Source organism: Bacillus cereus group sp. N11, from assembly GCF_016483605.1.
Lineage (GTDB): Bacteria > Bacillota > Bacilli > Bacillales > Bacillaceae_G > Bacillus_A > Bacillus_A toyonensis.
Map to the genome: position 1 here is coordinate 13,868 of NZ_JAEHBN010000004.1, position 17,755 is coordinate 31,622.

The window sequence follows — 17,755 nt, forward strand, 5'->3', positions numbered from 1 at the left end:
TAATTATTCTCTAAAGGGGATGAGAATGGTGGAGATACACATTAGAAGGGCGACAAAATCGGATATTGCAGCAATAGCAAAAGTACATGTGGAAAGCTGGAAAACAACGTATACCGGGATATTCGAAAACGAAATTTTAGAAAATGTAACATTTGAACAAAGAAAAAAGCAGTGGGAGGATATTTTTCAAAAAGAAGATAATTACCAATTCAAATTTGTAGCAGAAACGTTAAATGGAAAAATAATCGGATTCATTGATGGGGGAGTTGAAAGAAGCGGTACATATAATTGTGATGGGGAATTATATGCGATTTATCTGTTACAACAGTATCAAGGACTGAAAATAGGACAAAAATTATTTCAAGCGTTACTGTCGGAATGTATAAAAAATGGTATGCAATCTCTTTTAGTTTGGGTCGTTACTAATAATCCCGCTAAAAAGTTTTATGAAAAATATAACCCTGAAAAAATTGATACGAAATTTTTAGAGAGAGTACAGGTAGAAGAAACAGCGTATTGCTGGAGGAATATAAATAATATTATTATGTAAACTTTATGTTTTTAAAAGGTATACCTTTAATTGGTATACCTTTTTGTTTAACTCTGTTCAATCGATTAATAACGAGTAATGTGAAAAATAATGAATAGTTAACTTGAGAGTAAAAATTTTTCTATTGTATCTTTAATTAGATGAAATAAATGATAGAAAAGGAAAAAAATTTAGTTAGATAAAAAAATTCTGAAATATACTCTTGAATTGATAATAACAATCAATTAGAATCATAATTGATAATGATATTCAATCATTGGTTGTTTTATAAAATTTCGATAGCGTTAATATAAAGAGGAGGACCAGTATGCAGCATGCGAAACAAATCGCAGAACATGCAACAATACAAAGTTTTTTAAACTGTTATTTAAGAGAAACAGGGAGTGGAGAATGGATTACAGAGGATGAAAGAATGGAAAGTATCTTCAGTAATACGTTGAATAGAAATGTAGTCCCCACATATTTATGTTGTCGGCTATCGGCACAGAATGTTACTTTGTATGGAGAAGTTATATATAAATCAGCAACAGATCGCCATTTGTTTGGAGAACAGTTTTATTATCAAATTGGAGAAACTAAAACTGTTATAAAAGCAGATTATGTTACAGTTATTACATTTTTAATAAAAGAGATGTCTATCAACTATGGAGAAGGAACTAATCCTGCTGAGCTTATGCTTCGAGTTATTCGCAGTTGTCAAAATATTGAAGAATTTACAAAAGAGAGAGCAGAAGATACATCTGCATTATATGGTTTCCATACAACTTTTATAGAGGCGGAGCAATCTTTATTATTTGGGCATTTAACTCATCCTACCCCAAAGAGTAGACAAGGTATATTGGATTGGAAAAGTGCAATGTATTCTCCAGAATTAAAAGGAGAATGCCAGCTTCATTATTTTCGCGCACATAAAAGTATAGTAAATGAAAAATCATTATTATTAGATTCTACAACAACGATTATAAAAGAAGAATTAAGTAAAGATGAGATGGTAAATGAGGAATTTATAGAGAAGTACTGTAAGGAAGATGAATATTCATTAATTCCAATTCATCCGCTTCAGGCTGAATGGTTATTACATCAACCTTATGTACAAGAGTGGATAAATCAAGGAGTGCTTGAATATATTGGTCCAGTAGGTAAGTGTTATATGGCAACATCATCACTTAGGACGCTATATCATCCTCATTCGAAATATATGCTTAAGTTTTCCTTTCCAGTGAAAGTAACAAATTCAATGCGCATTAATAAGTTGAAAGAACTTGAGAGTGGCCTTGAAGGGAAGGAAATGATAAATACGGCTATTGGTGAAGTACGAGAAAGATTTCCAGGCTTTGATTTTATTTGTGATCCAGCCTTTATTACATTAAATTATGGAACACAAGAATCTGGATTTGAAGTAATTATTCGCGAGAACCCTTTCTATAGTGAACATGCAAATGATGCTACATTAATTGCTGGACTAGTTCAAGATGCTATTCCTGGCGAGCACACTCGTTTATCGAATATAATTCATCATTTAGCAGAGTTAGAAAATAGAAGCTGTGAAGAAGTAAGTTTAGAGTGGTTTAGACGGTATGTAAATATTTCTTTAAAGCCGATGGTATGGATGTATTTACAGTATGGAGTTGCATTAGAAGCTCATCAACAAAATAGTGTTGTACAGTTGAAGGATGGTTATCCAGTAAAATATTATTTCCGTGATAATCAAGGATTTTATTTCTGTAATTCAATGAAAGAGATGCTTAATAATGAGTTATCTGGTATTGGAGAACGTACTGGGAATTTATATGACGATTATATTGTAGATGAAAGGTTTCGTTACTATTTAATTTTTAATCATATGTTTGGACTTATTAACGGTTTTGGTACGGCAGGATTAATTAAGGAGGAAATTCTACTTTCTGAATTAAGGTCTGTATTGGAATCATTCCTTCCATATAACCGTGAACCTTCTACATTTTTAAAAGAATTGTTGGAAGAGGATAAGTTGGCATGTAAAGCAAATTTATTAACGAGATTTTTCGATGTCGATGAATTAACAAATCCATTAGAGCAAGCAATTTATGTGCAAGTGCATAATCCACTCGTTAGAGAAGTGGCTGTTCGTTCATAAATAGCGTTAAAATTTCACGTAATACAAATAATGGAATTTGGTATTTCGTCATAAGTGGAGGAGTTTATGAAAGTGGATATGTATCACACGAAAATATTGAAGGCACTTGAATCAGAAGAATACATTTCAGTGCGAAGAAGGGTGTTACGTCAGTTAGTAGAATCGTTAATTTATGAGGGGATTATAACGCCAGTTCGTGTAGAGAAGGAAGAACAAATTCTTTTTATTATACAAGGACTTGATGAAGAAAACAAAAATGTTTCGTATCAATGCCATGGAAGAGAAAGGATGACATTTGGACGTATTGCTGTAGACTCATTACTAATACGAGTGCAAGACGAACAACAAGAAATACAATCTGTGTCGCAATTTTTAGAAGAAGTTTTTCGGGTTGTTAACGTAGAACGAACTAGATTAGATTCTTTTATTCACGAATTAGAACAAACAATATTTAAAGACACGATTGCACAATATGAAAGAAATAAAAGGGAGGAATATACTCGAAAATCTTACGATGAGTTTGAAAGCCATTTAATAGACGGTCACCCGTATCATCCTAGCTATAAAGCGCGCATTGGATTTCAATATCGTGACAATTTTCAATATGGATATGAATTCATGAAGCCAATAAAACTCATATGGATTGCAGCACATAAGAAATATGCGACTGTAGGTTATGAAAATGAAATGATTTATAGCAATACTTTAACAGAAGAAATTGGTGTGCAGAGAATAGAAGAATATATAAATCGTATTCAAAATATGGGATGTAATCCAAAACAGTATTTGTTTATCCCAGTCCACCCTTGGCAGTGGGAGAACTTTATTATTCCTAATTATGCGGATCATATACAGGGGAAATATGTGATTTATTTAGGGGAATCATCGGATGATTACTGCGCCCAACAGTCAATGAGAACATTAAGAAATATGACGAATCCAAAGAAGCCGTATGTTAAGTTATCGATGAATTTACTTAATACTTCAACTATCCGTACGTTGAAACCACATTCGGTTGTGAGTGCACCAGCTATATCAAATTGGTTAAGTGATGTCGTAAGTCAGGATCCTTATTTAAGGGATGAATCGCGCTTGATTTTATTAAAGGAATTCTCGAGCGTAACGTATGATACGAATAAGAAAGCTACATATGGTTCATTAGGATGTATTTGGCGTGAAAGCGTTCACAAATATGTAGATAAACAAGAGGATGCAGTTCCCTTTAATGGCTTATATGCCAAAAAGAAAGATAGTACACCAATTATTGATGCATGGTTAAACAAATATGGAATAGAAAATTGGCTGCAAGTACTTATTCAAAAAGCGATAATACCGGTTTTACACCTTGTTGTAGAGCACGGGATCGCATTAGAATCACACGGTCAAAATATGATTTTAGTCCATAAAGAAGGGCTACCTGTCCGGGTTGCATTAAAGGACTTTCATGAAGGACTTGAGTTTTATCGTCCATACTTGAAAGAAATTGACAAATGCCCTGAGTTTACAAAAATGCATAAAACGTATGTGAACGGAAAAATGAATGATTTCTTTGAAATGGATCGCATCGAATGTTTGCAAGAGATGGTTTTAGATGCACTTTTCTTATTTAATCTAGGAGAGTTAGCTTTCATACTTGCGGATGAATATGAATGGAAAGAAGAACGTTTTTGGATGATGATTGTCGAAGAAATTGAAAATCATTTTAGAAAATATCCACATTTGAAAGAGAGATTTGAATCCATTCAATTATACACAGCTACTTTCTATGCGGAGCAATTAACGAAGCGTCGTTTATATTTGGATGTAGAATCGCTTGTTCATGAAGTTCCAAATCCATTGTATAGTGCAAAGCAACTTAACATACAAAAATCATTTGTTACAGGGGGAAATTATGCTAATCGTTAATAAACAAGAGTATAGTAAAAATGATTTTGAATCGAGATTACAAGTTTACGAGGAAATGGAACAATTTCAAGCAGCAAAAGGAAATAGATTTGCACTTTGTCTGAAAGATCCATTTGATATTATTACACTTGTGTTTTTCTTAAAAGAAAAGAAATCATCTGTACTTCTTATACATGAAGATACACCAGAAGATACGGCTATTAAAATGGCAAGGCGTGCAAATTGTACGGGACTTTTATATGGAGAATGTAGCGAATTTAAAAAATTAGAAGTAGTGAATTCATTACTACAAGAGCCTTCTTTATTGCAATATAGCTCAGGAACCACGGGAGAACCGAAATTGATTTGCAGATCATGGACGGAAGTTGATACTGAAATCGTTGCTTATAATGAAGCTTTAAATTGTGAAGAAGATGAAGTACCGATTGTTATGGCTCCTGTTTCACATTCATACGGATTAATATGTGGTACGTTATCTTCTATTACAAGAGGAAGTAAGCCTATAATTATTACGAATAAAAACCCTAAATTTGCATTAAATATTATTCGCAATACAGAAAAACATATCATATATGCAGTACCATTGATGCTACATATTATGGGGAGTTTTCCACTAGGAACGTTCCAGTTTCATAAAATTATGACATCCGGATCACCTTTGCCCGAAACATTATTTTATAAACTAAATGAAATGACAACGTACATGATGCAGCAATATGGATGTTCTGAAGCTGGTTGTATTAGTATATGTCATGATATGGAGAGTCATTTAGATTTAGGAAAACCACTTCCACATGTAAGTATAAACATAGGGTCAGATGAAAACGAGCCTGAAGAAATCGTAGTGAAAATTGCTGGAAAGGAAATTTATACGAAAGATTTAGGATATGAATCTGAGCGCGGCCTTCACTTTATGGGGCGTATGGATGATGTAATCAATGTTTCAGGGTTAAAAGTGTTTCCTATAGAGGTGGAAGAAACGATGCTTCGATTAGAAGGTATTCAAGAAGCCATTGTATACCGAGGGAAACATCCAGTGATGGGAGAAATCGTAAAAGCGAAAGTAATCTCTCATATTGACCCAGTACAAATAAGAGAATGGTGTATTCAGCATTTACCGTCTTATAAAGTTCCGCATGAAATTGAAAGTGTAACTGAAATTCCGAAAAATAAAACTGGAAAAGTAAGTAGAAAGTTACTAGAGATGGGAGAGGTTACAACATGAGACGTGAAACGTTAAAGAGTGCAGTGCTGAAAATTATGACAGAAAAAATAGAACTGAAAAATGTAACGCATTTAGAAGAAACAATGCGTTTAAATCAAGATTTATATATAGATTCGGTAATGATATTGCAGCTTATCGTATACATAGAAATGGATTTGAAGTTATGTGTCCCAGAGGATGAGGTAGATCCAAAGGCGTTTCTTACTGTAGGATCTTTACTTGATTTTATGGAAGAGTTACAGCCGTTACAAGAATCAAATGTGAATAACTAACCTTGGAGAAAGTGGATGAGAGTATGACTTCAATTAAAGTGCACTGTTTAGTGAGCTGTTTTTGTGAAATTATAAAAAGACGCGGTGATATAGATTTTCGTCCATTTTATTTTGGATTATGGGATGGAGACTTTGATATAACAGAAGGCGGAATTATTTCGTATCACTCCGAAAACATTAACCATGATAATTATTTACTTTGGTATGAAAAACTGTATGGTATTAAAGTGAACGAATGGTATGATCATGCAAAAGATAAAGATAGAAATGTAGAAACATTTTTAGAATTAGTAGAAAATAAGCCGGAAAATCGTTATGTAATTGTAATGGTGGATATGTCTTTATTACCAGAGAGGGAAAATAAGTTTCACCAAAAACCATTTCCGCATTATTTAATGATATCGAAGACAGAGAAAGAAGAAGAATGGTTCATGTTAGATCCTGATTTTCGTTGGGAAGGGAATATGGAAAGAGAAAAAGTGATTCACTCTGTTCAAGATAATCCATTTGGTGGTGGTTATTTCATTGATGTAGAGGCGATTCAGGAGCCGACGCAAGAAATGGTAGCTAATTATTTCACTGAGACATTCAAAAAGTATGATAATGAACTGACTATGGAATTAAAAAATTTAATTATAAAAATGGCAAATGAGGAAGAGGGGTATTCGCTCTCTAAGCTTGTAGCAGCAGTAAAACAAATACCAGTACTTGCAATTCGTAAATATAGTTATGAACATGCCTTTGCATACTTCCGTGAAACGTTACAATACTCGGAAGAGGAGTTTGATTATTGGTGTGATCGGGTAGAGGATATTGTACAAGGATTTACAAATGTACAGTATCGTGCAATTAAAATGGCAATGACGAATAATAAGGGTATGCTCGTATCGATTATTGAAAAACTGGATGAAATGAATGCAATTGAACTGCAAATTAAGAAGGAATTAGAGAGACAGTTTCTATCATGGAAAGGTATGAAAACAAGTCAGTCTGTCGTAACTCTTTAAAAAGCTAACTGAATTTTAAGATAGGGGAGTTTAAAGTTATGAAATATTCGCTATGTACCATTTCATTTCGTCATCAATTAATTTCATTTACTGATATTGTTCAATTTGCATATGAAAACGGTTTTGAAGGAATTGAATTGTGGGGAACTCATGCACAAAATTTGTATGTGCAAGAGCGTGAAACGACAGAACGAGAGTTGAATTTTTTAAAGGATAAAAACTTAGAAATTACGATGATAAGTGATTATTTAGACATATCATTATCAGCAGATTTTGAAAAAACGATGGGGAAATGTGAACAACTCGTAATGTTAGCAAATTGGTTTAATACGAATAAAATTCGTACGTTTGCCGGACAAAAAGGGAGTGTAGACTTCTCGAAACAAGAGAGGCAAGAGTATGTAAAGCGAATCCACAAGATTTGTGATTTATTTGCTCAACATAATATGTATGTACTTTTAGAAACACATCCAAATACGTTAACGGACACGTTGCCGTCTACTTTGGAATTATTAGAAGAAGTAGACCATCCGAATTTGAAAATAAACCTTGATTTTCTTCATATATGGGAGTCTGGTGCAGATCCAATAGACAGTTTTCATCGACTAAGACCGTGGATACAACATTACCATTTTAAGAATATATCGTCAGCGGATTATTTACATGTATTTGAACCTAATAATGTATATGCCGCAGCGGGAAGTCGTATTGGTATGGTTCCATTATTTGAAGGTATTGTAAATTATGATGATATCATTCGGGAAGTGCGAGATACGGACTATTTTGCTTCGCTAGAATGGTTTGGACACAACGCGAAAGATATATTAAAAGAAGAAATGAAAGTATTAACAGATAGAAGATTAGAGGTAGTAACTTCGTAATATAAAATGATAAAAGAGTCTCTATTTAGAGTCTCTTTTTTTATAATTAAAAATAACCAAAAATTACCATGTATTTAAATTCGAATTTGGCACAATTTATATATATATCAAGGAGGTGATTGGTAATGGCTAGAAATCGTAATTCTAATCAATTAGCATCACATGGAGCACAAGCGGCTCTAGATCAAATGAAATATGAAATTGCACAAGAGTTTGGTGTACAACTTGGAGCTGAAACTTCTTCACGTGCAAACGGTTCTGTAGGTGGTGAAATCACGAAACGCCTTGTAGCGATGGCAGAACAACAACTTGGTGGCGGATATACTCGCTAAATGTAGAAGGTTATAGGAGAAAGGAAGGATTCTTCCTTTCTTTTTTTTTTCAATTAATTGGTATGGATATATAGCGAACTGGATTCAAACAATAGGAATAATACTATATTTTACCCAATTTCTTTCGTTGTGAATGGGAAGTAGTAAAGATGTAATAGCCCTGGTGGAATGAAAAATTACGTTCCATCAGGGCTATTATATGGCAAGAAATATATGATGAAAGGTTCCGAAGTCAACATGTTAAAAAAAGAAAACTGTTGTTTAATTGCGCTTGCATCAGTTCCACTTGTTATGACATTAGGGAATTCAATGCTCATTCCAATACTGCCGACTATCGAAAAGAAATTACATATTTCATCGTTTCAAGTATCCATGATTATTACAATTTACTCCATAGTTGCAATTTTACTTATACCGATTGCTGGTTATTTATCAGATAGATGGGGACGGAAGATGGTAATGGTTCCGAGTTTACTGATTGCGGCTATCGGAGGAGCGGTAACTGGTTGGGTATCATGGAAAGTTGATAATCCCTACGTTTGGATACTTATCGGTAGAGCGATTCAAGGTATTGGTGCTGCTGGTGCAATGCCAGTTGTTATACCGTGTGTTGGTGATTTATACAAAGATGAAAAACAGGTTAGCGCAGGTTTAGGAATCATTGAGACATCAAATACATTTGGAAAAGTGCTCAGCCCTATTTTAGGATCTGCTCTAGCTGCCATTGTATGGTTCTTACCATTTTGGGCGATTCCAGTTTTATGTGTAGTATCGATTGTTTTATTACTGGTACTAGTAAAAGCAAAAAAACAAGAAGGAGAAGTACCACCATTAAAAGAGTTTATTCAAGCTATTATCTCTACGTTTCGAGAAAAGGGAAGATGGTTAATTGCCATTTTTGCACTAGGTGCAATTATAATGCTTATTTTATTCGGAATTCTCTTTTATTTGTCTACTATACTGGAGTCAAAGTATGACATTCATGGTATATGGAAAGGGTGTGTACTTGCTATTCCTTTGCTTGTATTATCGATTAGTTCATATATGGCTGGTAAAAAAATTGGAGATAATCAAAATGTTATGAAGAAGTGTATTTATATTGGCTTTTTACTGGCTGCGGCATCAGTCATAATCCCTTTATTTATAAAAGGGATCTATTTACTACTTCTATGTCTCGTTATTATGGGAGTAGGAATTGGTATGGCACTCCCATGTTTAGATGCCCTAATTACACAAGGGATTGAAAAGGAGCAGAGAGGCACGGTTACGTCATTTTATAGTTCGATGCGATTTATCGGTGTAGCAGCTGGACCACCCCTATATTCATTTTTTATGAAAGGGTCGGACCATGAAGTGTTTTATTTGACAAGTATTTTCGCTGTTATTGGTGCCGTTATAGCAATGATTTGGATTAAACCAGCAAAAGATGAAAAGGCAATAAAACAGAAGCCAGAACCGACTGCATAATTTGAAATAGGATTGCATGACCTATAATTAGCGTGCAATCCTATTAATTTAGTTAGGGAAAATAACTTGTTTTAACATATAAAGTGCGACTCCCCATATGACGAGGCCTGAAATTTTGTTTAATAATACGATTGCCTTTCCAGTTGAGTCTAGCCTCTTTAAAAACTTTCCAGCTAAAGCTAAGCTAATAAACCAAATCCAAGAAATGATAATCGTTGCAGATGTAAAAGCCCATTTTTCACTTCCTATATATTGAATAGAATTTGTCCCAATTACACCGATTGTATCTAAAATCGCATGTGGATTTAATAACGAAACCGATACAGCGAAAATAATTTGTTTTTTTAAAGGCATGCTTTTTTCTTGTTTTACATCTTTGGAAGGCTTACTTCTCCAAATAACGAAGCCCATATATATGAGAAAGATAAATCCAATCGTATATAATGTCGTCGTTAGCCAAGAAAAAGTAAGGAGTACAAGGGATACACCCTGTACTGCAATTAATATTAGTAACGTATCACATAGAGAAGCAGTTAATACTACAGGGGCTGCCCTCCAAATATTAGGTTGGCTCGCACCTTGGTTAAATACGAAAACATTTTGGACACCTAATGGAATGATAAGGCCAAATGCAAGGATGATACCGTGAATAATCGCTTCACTCATTATATTACCTCCTACTTTAATTCATTATGATAGTGTATATTGTATAGAAGAAATGAAAATTTGTATCCATCCATATGGTTGGGGAGGTCACCAACCAAAAAGAATGTAAGGTGATATGTATGATGGAAAGATTAGTTTGGAAGCCTGATATGTCTTTAGCGTCTCCTTTGTATAAACAAATAGAAACGTATATAAAAGAAAGAATCGTTAATGGAGAATGGACTGTTGGAACAAAGTTACCTTCACAAAGAGATTTGGCACATACATTTGGTGTGAATCGAAGTACAATTGTAATGGCTTTCGATGAACTAGCAGTAAAAGGGTACATTGAGGGAAATGGCCGAAAGGGAACGATTGTTGTAAATAATAATGAGAACACTTCAACATATGCTCCGCCTCCTAATTGGCAGTCTTATGTAGAAACAGGGCTTCATTATCCGAACCTTCCTGCTATTCAAGATATTAATCAAGCTGAATTTTATCCGCATGTAATTCGTTTAGGAACAGGTGAACTCGCGCCGAGTCTCTTACCTGAAAAAAAGATGAAACTAATAATGAATAAGCTGTTGCAATCAAACGTGCCACTTGGGTATGAAGAGCCGAAAGGAAATCTCTATTTAAGGGAGAAAATTGCGGGCTACTTAAAAGGGCATGGTGTATATGTATCTCCTGATTCTATTTTAATTGTTTCAGGAGCAATTCAAGCGTTGCAACTTATTTCTATGGGGCTTCTTCCGAAAGGGGCATCGATTTTACTAGAAAAACCATCCTATTTATATTCGCTTAATGTTTTTCAATCAGCAGGAATGCGTTTAATTGGAATACCAATGGATGAGAATGGATTAAATGCATCATATATTGCGAAATATAAGAAGCAATTTAACGCATCTATTTTATATACAATTCCGTCTTTTCATAATCCGACGAACTTTAGTATGAATGCAGAGAAGCGGAAAGAAGTAATGGAGATATGTAATGAAATTGGATTGCCTATTATAGAGGACGCAGTGTATCAAGACTTATGGTTTGATGAGCCTGTTTCAAAGCCTTTAAAAGCATATGATAAAAACGGAATTGTACTACATATCGGGAGTATGTCTAAAGTGATTAGTCCAGGTTTAAGAATTGGATGGATTGTTGGACCTGAATCAGTAATTCAAAGGTTGGCAGATATAAAAATGCAAACAGATTATGGTTCGAGTTCTATATCCCAGCAAATTGCAGCAGAATGGTTTACAAATGGATTATATGATGAACATTTACAGTTTGTAAGAAATGAATTGAAGAAACGTAGAGATTTTATGTTACATATGTTAGAGAAATATTGTCGTGAAATAGCAACATGGTATGAACCGACAGGTGGTTTTTATATTTGGTTACATATGAATGTACCCGTTTCGAATCGTAGCTTATTTGACAAAGCTTTACAAGAAAAGATTTTATTAAATCCAGGTACTTTGTATGATAGAAGTGCAAACCAATTTTTGCGACTATCGTATTCATATGCAACGTTAGAAGAAATTGAAATAGGTATAAAAAAACTTGCACAACTAATTAAAATGTAAAAGGAGAAAGTAATGAAACAATATGTAATTTGCCAAATTATCGATGGAGATAAATATTTAGCTGCTTATGCAGAGACGAAGCAGGACGCAGTCGAAAAAGCAGAACTGCTAGGATTAAGAACGGGAAATCGTTACATAGTAATTACCGCGGAAGAAGCGAAAGGGTTAACTTATCCGTAAGCAATGTGTGGGGTACGTAGTTGGTAAATAAGCCTAGTAATATATGAAATTACTAGGCTTATTTAATATTAAAGCGTCAAGAAATCCCGTATGAAAATAAAAATATTATGAGTCAAGCTGACGGAAAAATCTATTGGTTTTGCGATCTTGATTTCCATTTCTATATTCATCAACATATTGTCTGAAGTTCCAAGATTGTAAAAACTTATTTGCGGAGTTATAACCAGAATTGTAAAGCCATTCTTTTTCCTCTTTCGTTAATTCAAAATTTGTACTTGTAATCGTCCCTGTAGGAATTGTAATTGTTCTTGCTTTTGATTCTTTATCTAAATGCCGTAAATCATGAGCTTGCATCATTGTTTTAAATAGTCCTTTGAACATGGAAATGGGCTCTTTATAATGGGCGGGATCAGCTTGAATTTCATCTTTTACAAAATGAAATCCAAAAGTTGGCCAGCGAGGTGAGGTAGGGGAGTCAAAAATCCAAATGGGATAATTGCTTAAAATCCCACCATCAACCATATAACAAGGTTGTTTCCATTTTGGTGTTCTCCATTTTACTGGTTCAAAGAAGAAAGGAATGGTACTACTCATTCTTACTGCCTTAGCAATCGAGAAGCGATAATTTAAAAATCCGTAGTTTGGCAAGTCATCGGGAAAGACAACCATTTTACCGTTGCTTATATCAGAAGCAATAATTTTAAGTTTGTTTAAATCAGGTAAATCTGTAAATAAGTGAACTCCTTTTTTTCGTAGTAATTCTTCAAGCCATTCTTCTATAAATAAATTGGAATAAATACCTAGAGTAGACCATGCACTTATTCCTTTACCGATAAACGGGATTCTATCAAGGAAAGTTTTCTTCATAAATTTGTTATAATCAATATCAGTTATAATTGTTTTTAATTCTGAACAAGAATAGCCAGCAGCTAAAAGAGCTGCAATAATAGCACCAGCCGATGTTCCAGCTACACGCTCCCATTCATACCCTTTTTCAGCTAACGCGCAAATTGCCCCTACATGTGCAATTCCACGCACACCGCCTCCTTCAAAAACACCATCAATTTTCATTGCACATACTTCCTTTCTAAAAATGAAAATGTAAAAAAAGCACGTAATATACGTGCTTTTTTACAATAGTTTTTAAGTTTACTAGCAGCCTGCAAAGCCGCCCCAACAGCTAGCTCCGATGATGATTAGAAGGATAAATAAAACGATTAATAAAGCGAAACCTCCATAACCACATCCACCACAACTACCGCCGTAACCGTAACCGCCGCAACTATATCCGTAACCCATGTGGAATTCCTCCTTAAATTAAAAATGAAAATGAACGAAGGGAAAATGTACTGGAAGGAATAAAGAACTATCGTGTTTGTAGGAACAATGTATACTATGCTTTTTTAAACTTGTTCGCGTATGAGGGATAAGCCCGTTTTTTGGAAGGCTTGTTGATTTTGTGATAAATGGAGTATAATCTTTGTGCTATGATACAAATAAGTATAGAGATGTAAGGAGAATATATGGATAACAAAATTGAAGTGTTAATTGATAAATATGGACTGACACATTTAAAAGAGGAACTTATTAATACTGTATTTCCTTGTGTAAAAGTTGTGCCTGAGCAGCAAGAAACGGTTGCGATTGGTAGTTCAAAAATGGGGGGAGCTCCTGATTTACCGGATACATTTGAATATCCAATGTATAAAGGAAATCCGTTACATTTTATCGCGCAATTTAATCTAAATGATTTACAAAACGTTCGTATGAATCACAATCTACCTAAGGCAGGAATGTTATATTTCTTTAGCATTGAAAATTATTTTGAAGAAGATGTGAATCCAATGGAAGCTGGGCGCGTACTTTATTATGATGTTCCAGTAGAGCAATTACGAAGAGCGGATGAAACGCAAGCGAAATATAATCAATGCGCAATTACTTTTGAACTGACGTATAAATTACCAGAACTTTTCATTGAAGATGAGGCCGATTCAGATCGTTTCTTGCAATTACTTGAAGAACTAATCCCAGATAACTACGATAACCATCAAATGTTTGGTGACCCATTCTCTGTACAAGAGGAAGTACTACATGAGACAGGAGAATATATGGGGATAGATCCACAGCAAATGACGCTTTTATTCCAAATCGATTCAGATCATAAAAATTGTAATATGGTTTGGGGAGAGTTAGGAATGTTATATTTCTGTATTGGTAATGAAGATTTGAAAAATCGACGTTTTGAAAATACATGCTGTGTGTTACAAACGTGTTAATAAAAAAGGTTGCTCTTTTTAAAAGAGCAACCTTTTTTATGTGAATTAATTAATATGCATAATCTCATATGACCTATTTTGAAAAGTATTGTATACTCTGAAACTATACGATACTTTTTCGTATAGTTATAGAATATAAGGAGTGACAAGATGGGAAAGACAAGTAAGTATATGACAGCTGCCGCACTTTGTTCAACGATTGTAATGGGAGGCTTACAATCGTCAACTGTATCTTATGCAGCTACGAATCCAACTGTAGTGACGACACAATCAGATGCAAAGTTATTAGATGATTTCAGAAAAGAATTAAAAAAACAGATTGATAATCGTGAAGAAAATATTACAATCACATATAAAACAAAAGATAGAGATGCTAGAAAGATTATGGACCAATTGTACGGCGAGTTTAATAAAATCGTAGATGCTGATGAGTATGTAAAATATAATGTAGCCTCTACTAGATATTCTATTAAAGGGATGCCAGGGAACTATTCGTTTACACTACAAGTGAAATACCGTGAATCAAAAGAGCAAACACAATATGTAAAATCTCAGGCGAAAGCAATTATAAGTTCAATTGTAAAGCCAGGAATGGATGCGCATGAAAAAGTAAAAGCTATTCATGATTATGTTGTGAAACATGTATCATACGACACTTCTTATCAAGCGTATACAGCATATGAAGCGTTAGCGAACCGTTCTGCTGTTTGCCAAGGGTATACATTATTAACATATGAATTACTAAAAGAAGCAGGTATTCAAAATCATATTGTAACTGGTACAGGAAATGGACAAGCTCATGCATGGAATTTAGTGAACATTGAAAACAAATGGTACCATCTTGATACTACATTCGATGATCCAGTACCAGACAAAGCTGGACGTGTAACATATTCATATTTTAATATGTCTGACGACCAATTAAGTAAAGACCATGACTGGGATCGTAGTAAATATCCAGCAGCAACTACAAGTTACTTTGGTGAGTTAACAAACAAAATAAAAGCTGGTAGTTCAAAAAACGTTGTATATGAGCAAATGTTAAAAGAAACAAATTTACAATACTTATCTGCACAATACGGAGCGGAAAATTATAATGAATTTAAGCAAAAGTTGCAGCAACAATTTGCTAGTAAACCAGAAAAGGTAGAAGTACGATATAAGCAGTCCATGGATGGAACAATGCAAGATATAAAGAAAGTATTAAATGAAATAAATTGGCCAAAAGGTGCAAAGCGTGTATCTTATCAAGTAGCACCATATAGTGCAATGGCAGGTTATTCATTAGCGACAATTACATTTACGTATTAAGTAATGAAGAAGAGCATCTGTAAAAGGTGCTCTTTTTATTATGTATCGTTTTAAAAAACAGAATTGTGTGATAAAATAAAAAGGAAGGATGTGGAATTTAAATGGATTTGTTCGAAAGTAATATATTTATATTGATATATACTTGTTTAATAATCGAACTTATCGTTTTGTTTTTCCTATCATTTACTTTGTTTATTAGAAGATTATTGCAAAGTAGCGCTGCAAAAAAACAACATGTTATCAATATGAATCAGAAGCTAGATCGAATTATTGAATTGCTAGAAATAAATAAGAAGTAAAGTGAAGGCTTTTACGAGCAGTTGATCTCCCACCTAATTTCTTTGCTTCCGCTACATTTTGAGGTGGGGATCTTACTGCCTGGCAAATAGCGAGATAACGATGGAAGACGTATGAAAAGAGGAAAAGAAATGGCCGATTATATAAAAGAATTACGTGAAAAAGTAGGACATGATTATGTTTTCTTAAACTTTGCGGGTGGTTTTGTGTTTAATAAAGAGGGAGAAGTATTACTGCAAAAAAGAGGAGACTTTAATGCTTGGGGCTTTCCAGGTGGCGCAATGGAGATAGGAGAGTCGGCTGCGGAAACTGCGATTCGAGAAATAAAAGAAGAAACTGGGTATGATGTAGAAATACATGAGCTTATTGGAGTGTATACAAAATATTTTCAAACATATCCAAATGGAGATAAAGCACAGACAATTGTGATGTGCTTTTCATGCTCAATAGTTGGAGGGAATAAAAAAATAGACGGTGATGAGACGTTAGATTTAAAATTTTTCCCATTAGACAAAATGCCTCCGTTATTTTGTAAACAACATGAAGATTGCTTGCAAGATTTATTGGAGAAAAGAGTAGGGGTATATCGCTAACATATAAAAAAGAAGCTAAAAGATTAGCTTCTTTTTTATGTTTTATTTCCACCAATCATCAAACATTGACGCTGGTACTTGTCTTTTATGTTCACTCACTGTGTAACGCTTTTCGATTTTTTCTGCAACGTCAGCTGGAACTGATTTACCCTCTAAATAATCATCTAATTGATCGTAAGTAATGCCTAATTCTGTTTCATCAGCTTGACCTGGCTTTTCATCTAATAAATCAGCTGTTGGCATTTTTAAGTAAAGTCGCTCATCTGCACCTAACTCTTGTAATAAAGCACGTCCTTGGCGCTTCGTTAACCCCGTTAATGGTAATAAATCTGCACCACCATCTCCGAATTTTGTAAAGAATCCTGTTACAGCTTCTGCAGCATGATCTGTTCCGATAACAAGTAGACCTTTTTGTCCACCAATTGCATATTGTGTAACCATACGGATACGAGCTTTCACGTTACCTTTATTGAAATCAGTTAATGATTCACCTAATAAGTTCTCGTATTGATTTGAAAAAGCATCAACGGTTGAAGCGATATCAAATGCAGTTGATTGATCAGCTTGAATAAATTGTAATGCTAATTGTGCGTCATCTTCATCCTTTTGCACTTTGTAAGGAAGACGTACAGCGATAAACGTTGCGTTACCACCTTCGTTACGAATTTCTTCAACTGCAAGCTGTGCTAAACGTCCTGCTAATGTAGAGTCTTGGCCGCCGCTAATTCCAAGTACAAATCCTTTCGCACCTGTTTTTTTTACATAATCTTTTAAGAAATCAACTCGTTTACGAATTTCTACTTTCGGATCAATTACAGGCTGAACATGTAATGCTTTCATAATCTGTTCTTGTAATGTCATTATGTTTTCCTCCTATTCATATTAAAGCGGTAAATAAAAAATTTTTATGTATATATTGGTACATACTTCTATCCTTTATTATTTCGCAAAACTAACGAATATACAATAGGATGTGTGTATGAATATGAATGTAGTCATTATAATGAAACTGTTTCGTTTAAGCAATTTTTTTACCTTTCAAAAATGTAAGGTTTTTGTCATTTGAATCGATGGAAGGTATTTCCCTACTTTACTACTATAAAAGCATAGTT

Annotated in this window: 19 protein-coding genes; 15 read left to right on the forward strand and 4 right to left on the reverse strand. The window is 34.1% G+C overall.

Features of this window, described 5'->3' with window-relative positions:
* Window positions 1–25: 25 nt before the first annotated feature.
* The 9 genes from JDS98_RS07820 to JDS98_RS07860 all read left to right on the forward strand — a co-directional run bounded on the left by JDS98_RS07820 (window position 26) and on the right by JDS98_RS07860 (window position 9,755).
* Window positions 26–550: a GNAT family N-acetyltransferase gene (locus JDS98_RS07820; protein WP_098911517.1), complete on the forward strand. Its 525-nt coding sequence runs from the start codon at window positions 26–28 to the stop codon at window positions 548–550.
* 307 nt (window positions 551–857) lie between these two features.
* Entirely contained in the window at window positions 858–2,666 is a 1,809-nt protein-coding gene (locus JDS98_RS07825; protein WP_199633763.1) for an IucA/IucC family protein, read from the forward strand.
* Between the two features lie 66 nt (window positions 2,667–2,732).
* On the forward strand, window positions 2,733–4,571 hold the full coding sequence (locus JDS98_RS07830) for an IucA/IucC family protein (protein ID WP_000861776.1): 1,839 nt from the start codon (window positions 2,733–2,735) through the stop codon (window positions 4,569–4,571).
* Window positions 4,558–5,796 carry an AMP-binding protein gene (locus tag JDS98_RS07835; RefSeq protein ID WP_098710963.1) on the forward strand — a complete coding sequence of 413 codons (1,239 nt, stop codon included), beginning with the start codon at window positions 4,558–4,560 and terminating at the stop codon, window positions 5,794–5,796. Before JDS98_RS07830 ends, JDS98_RS07835 begins: the two co-directional genes overlap by 14 nt.
* A complete protein-coding gene (gene asbD, locus JDS98_RS07840) occupies window positions 5,793–6,068 on the forward strand; it encodes a petrobactin biosynthesis protein AsbD (protein ID WP_097959157.1) in 276 nt (91 codons plus the stop codon). Before JDS98_RS07835 ends, asbD begins: the two co-directional genes overlap by 4 nt.
* Window positions 6,069–6,091: 23 nt before the next feature.
* Window positions 6,092–7,075: a DUF6005 family protein gene (locus JDS98_RS07845; RefSeq protein ID WP_141556001.1), complete on the forward strand. Its 984-nt coding sequence runs from the start codon at window positions 6,092–6,094 to the stop codon at window positions 7,073–7,075.
* Between the two features lie 38 nt (window positions 7,076–7,113).
* Window positions 7,114–7,956: a sugar phosphate isomerase/epimerase family protein gene (locus JDS98_RS07850; RefSeq protein ID WP_000877705.1), complete on the forward strand. Its 843-nt coding sequence runs from the start codon at window positions 7,114–7,116 to the stop codon at window positions 7,954–7,956.
* 125 nt (window positions 7,957–8,081) lie between these two features.
* A complete protein-coding gene (locus tag JDS98_RS07855) occupies window positions 8,082–8,288 on the forward strand; it encodes an alpha/beta-type small acid-soluble spore protein (RefSeq protein ID WP_000113546.1) in 207 nt (68 codons plus the stop codon).
* A 237-nt stretch (window positions 8,289–8,525) separates the two neighbouring features.
* Window positions 8,526–9,755, forward strand: coding sequence for a bacillibactin exporter BcbE (locus tag JDS98_RS07860; protein ID WP_043322897.1), 1,230 nt, complete (start codon window positions 8,526–8,528; stop codon window positions 9,753–9,755).
* 48 nt (window positions 9,756–9,803) lie between these two features.
* Here the strand turns inward: JDS98_RS07860 and JDS98_RS07865 are convergent, their stop codons facing one another.
* On the reverse strand, window positions 9,804–10,421 hold the full coding sequence (locus tag JDS98_RS07865) for a LysE/ArgO family amino acid transporter (protein ID WP_001287314.1): 618 nt from the start codon (window positions 10,419–10,421) through the stop codon (window positions 9,804–9,806).
* A 119-nt stretch (window positions 10,422–10,540) separates the two neighbouring features.
* Between JDS98_RS07865 and JDS98_RS07870 the strand changes: the two genes are divergently transcribed.
* Both JDS98_RS07870 and JDS98_RS07875 read left to right on the forward strand, forming a co-directional pair.
* A complete protein-coding gene (locus JDS98_RS07870; RefSeq protein ID WP_106080521.1) occupies window positions 10,541–11,986 on the forward strand; it encodes an aminotransferase-like domain-containing protein in 1,446 nt (481 codons plus the stop codon).
* Between the two features lie 12 nt (window positions 11,987–11,998).
* Window positions 11,999–12,166 (forward strand): DUF3933 family protein, encoded by a 168-nt coding sequence (locus JDS98_RS07875; protein ID WP_000816372.1) that lies wholly within the window; start codon window positions 11,999–12,001, stop codon window positions 12,164–12,166.
* 105 nt (window positions 12,167–12,271) lie between these two features.
* Here the strand turns inward: JDS98_RS07875 and JDS98_RS07880 are convergent, their stop codons facing one another.
* Window positions 12,272–13,237, reverse strand: coding sequence for a patatin-like phospholipase family protein (locus tag JDS98_RS07880; RefSeq protein ID WP_199633764.1), 966 nt, complete (start codon window positions 13,235–13,237; stop codon window positions 12,272–12,274).
* A gap of 81 nt (window positions 13,238–13,318) precedes the next feature.
* Complete coding sequence (locus tag JDS98_RS07885) at window positions 13,319–13,465, reverse strand: YjcZ family sporulation protein (RefSeq protein WP_070173045.1); 147 nt, start codon at window positions 13,463–13,465, stop codon at window positions 13,319–13,321.
* Between the two features lie 224 nt (window positions 13,466–13,689).
* On the opposite strand from JDS98_RS07885, the gene JDS98_RS07890 reads away from it, so the two are divergent.
* The 4 genes from JDS98_RS07890 to JDS98_RS07905 all read left to right on the forward strand — a co-directional run bounded on the left by JDS98_RS07890 (window position 13,690) and on the right by JDS98_RS07905 (window position 16,643).
* On the forward strand, window positions 13,690–14,442 hold the full coding sequence (locus JDS98_RS07890; protein ID WP_199633765.1) for a YwqG family protein: 753 nt from the start codon (window positions 13,690–13,692) through the stop codon (window positions 14,440–14,442).
* 150 nt (window positions 14,443–14,592) lie between these two features.
* Window positions 14,593–15,753: a transglutaminase domain-containing protein gene (locus JDS98_RS07895; RefSeq protein WP_097953348.1), complete on the forward strand. Its 1,161-nt coding sequence runs from the start codon at window positions 14,593–14,595 to the stop codon at window positions 15,751–15,753.
* 101 nt (window positions 15,754–15,854) lie between these two features.
* Window positions 15,855–16,052, forward strand: coding sequence for a DUF4083 domain-containing protein (locus JDS98_RS07900; RefSeq protein WP_098000856.1), 198 nt, complete (start codon window positions 15,855–15,857; stop codon window positions 16,050–16,052).
* A 129-nt stretch (window positions 16,053–16,181) separates the two neighbouring features.
* Entirely contained in the window at window positions 16,182–16,643 is a 462-nt protein-coding gene (locus JDS98_RS07905; protein ID WP_000796418.1) for an NUDIX hydrolase, read from the forward strand.
* A 42-nt stretch (window positions 16,644–16,685) separates the two neighbouring features.
* On the opposite strand, the gene nadE is transcribed toward JDS98_RS07905, so the two are convergent.
* Complete coding sequence (gene nadE / locus JDS98_RS07910) at window positions 16,686–17,504, reverse strand: ammonia-dependent NAD(+) synthetase (RefSeq protein WP_000174898.1); 819 nt, start codon at window positions 17,502–17,504, stop codon at window positions 16,686–16,688.
* Window positions 17,505–17,755: the final 251 nt, after the last annotated feature.

Bases quoted from the DNA above. Each gene is read 5' to 3' on its own strand.
- JDS98_RS07830 (WP_000861776.1), top strand. From the start codon at position 2,733: ATGAAAGTGGATATGTATCACACGAAAATATTGAAGGCACTTGAATCA.
- JDS98_RS07890 (WP_199633765.1), top strand. From the start codon at position 13,690: ATGGATAACAAAATTGAAGTGTTAATTGATAAATATGGACTGACACAT.
- JDS98_RS07835 (WP_098710963.1), top strand. From the start codon at position 4,558: ATGCTAATCGTTAATAAACAAGAGTATAGTAAAAATGATTTTGAATCG.
- asbD (WP_097959157.1), top strand. From the start codon at position 5,793: ATGAGACGTGAAACGTTAAAGAGTGCAGTGCTGAAAATTATGACAGAA.
- JDS98_RS07855 (WP_000113546.1), top strand. From the start codon at position 8,082: ATGGCTAGAAATCGTAATTCTAATCAATTAGCATCACATGGAGCACAA.
- JDS98_RS07865 (WP_001287314.1), bottom strand. From the start codon at position 10,421: ATGAGTGAAGCGATTATTCACGGTATCATCCTTGCATTTGGCCTTATC.
- JDS98_RS07900 (WP_098000856.1), top strand. From the start codon at position 15,855: ATGGATTTGTTCGAAAGTAATATATTTATATTGATATATACTTGTTTA.
- JDS98_RS07905 (WP_000796418.1), top strand. From the start codon at position 16,182: ATGGCCGATTATATAAAAGAATTACGTGAAAAAGTAGGACATGATTAT.
- JDS98_RS07845 (WP_141556001.1), top strand. From the start codon at position 6,092: ATGACTTCAATTAAAGTGCACTGTTTAGTGAGCTGTTTTTGTGAAATT.
- JDS98_RS07895 (WP_097953348.1), top strand. From the start codon at position 14,593: ATGGGAAAGACAAGTAAGTATATGACAGCTGCCGCACTTTGTTCAACG.
- JDS98_RS07860 (WP_043322897.1), top strand. From the start codon at position 8,526: ATGTTAAAAAAAGAAAACTGTTGTTTAATTGCGCTTGCATCAGTTCCA.
- JDS98_RS07875 (WP_000816372.1), top strand. From the start codon at position 11,999: ATGAAACAATATGTAATTTGCCAAATTATCGATGGAGATAAATATTTA.
- JDS98_RS07820 (WP_098911517.1), top strand. From the start codon at position 26: ATGGTGGAGATACACATTAGAAGGGCGACAAAATCGGATATTGCAGCA.
- JDS98_RS07850 (WP_000877705.1), top strand. From the start codon at position 7,114: ATGAAATATTCGCTATGTACCATTTCATTTCGTCATCAATTAATTTCA.
- nadE (WP_000174898.1), bottom strand. From the start codon at position 17,504: ATGACATTACAAGAACAGATTATGAAAGCATTACATGTTCAGCCTGTA.
- JDS98_RS07880 (WP_199633764.1), bottom strand. From the start codon at position 13,237: ATGAAAATTGATGGTGTTTTTGAAGGAGGCGGTGTGCGTGGAATTGCA.
- JDS98_RS07825 (WP_199633763.1), top strand. From the start codon at position 858: ATGCAGCATGCGAAACAAATCGCAGAACATGCAACAATACAAAGTTTT.
- JDS98_RS07885 (WP_070173045.1), bottom strand. From the start codon at position 13,465: ATGGGTTACGGATATAGTTGCGGCGGTTACGGTTACGGCGGTAGTTGT.
- JDS98_RS07870 (WP_106080521.1), top strand. From the start codon at position 10,541: ATGATGGAAAGATTAGTTTGGAAGCCTGATATGTCTTTAGCGTCTCCT.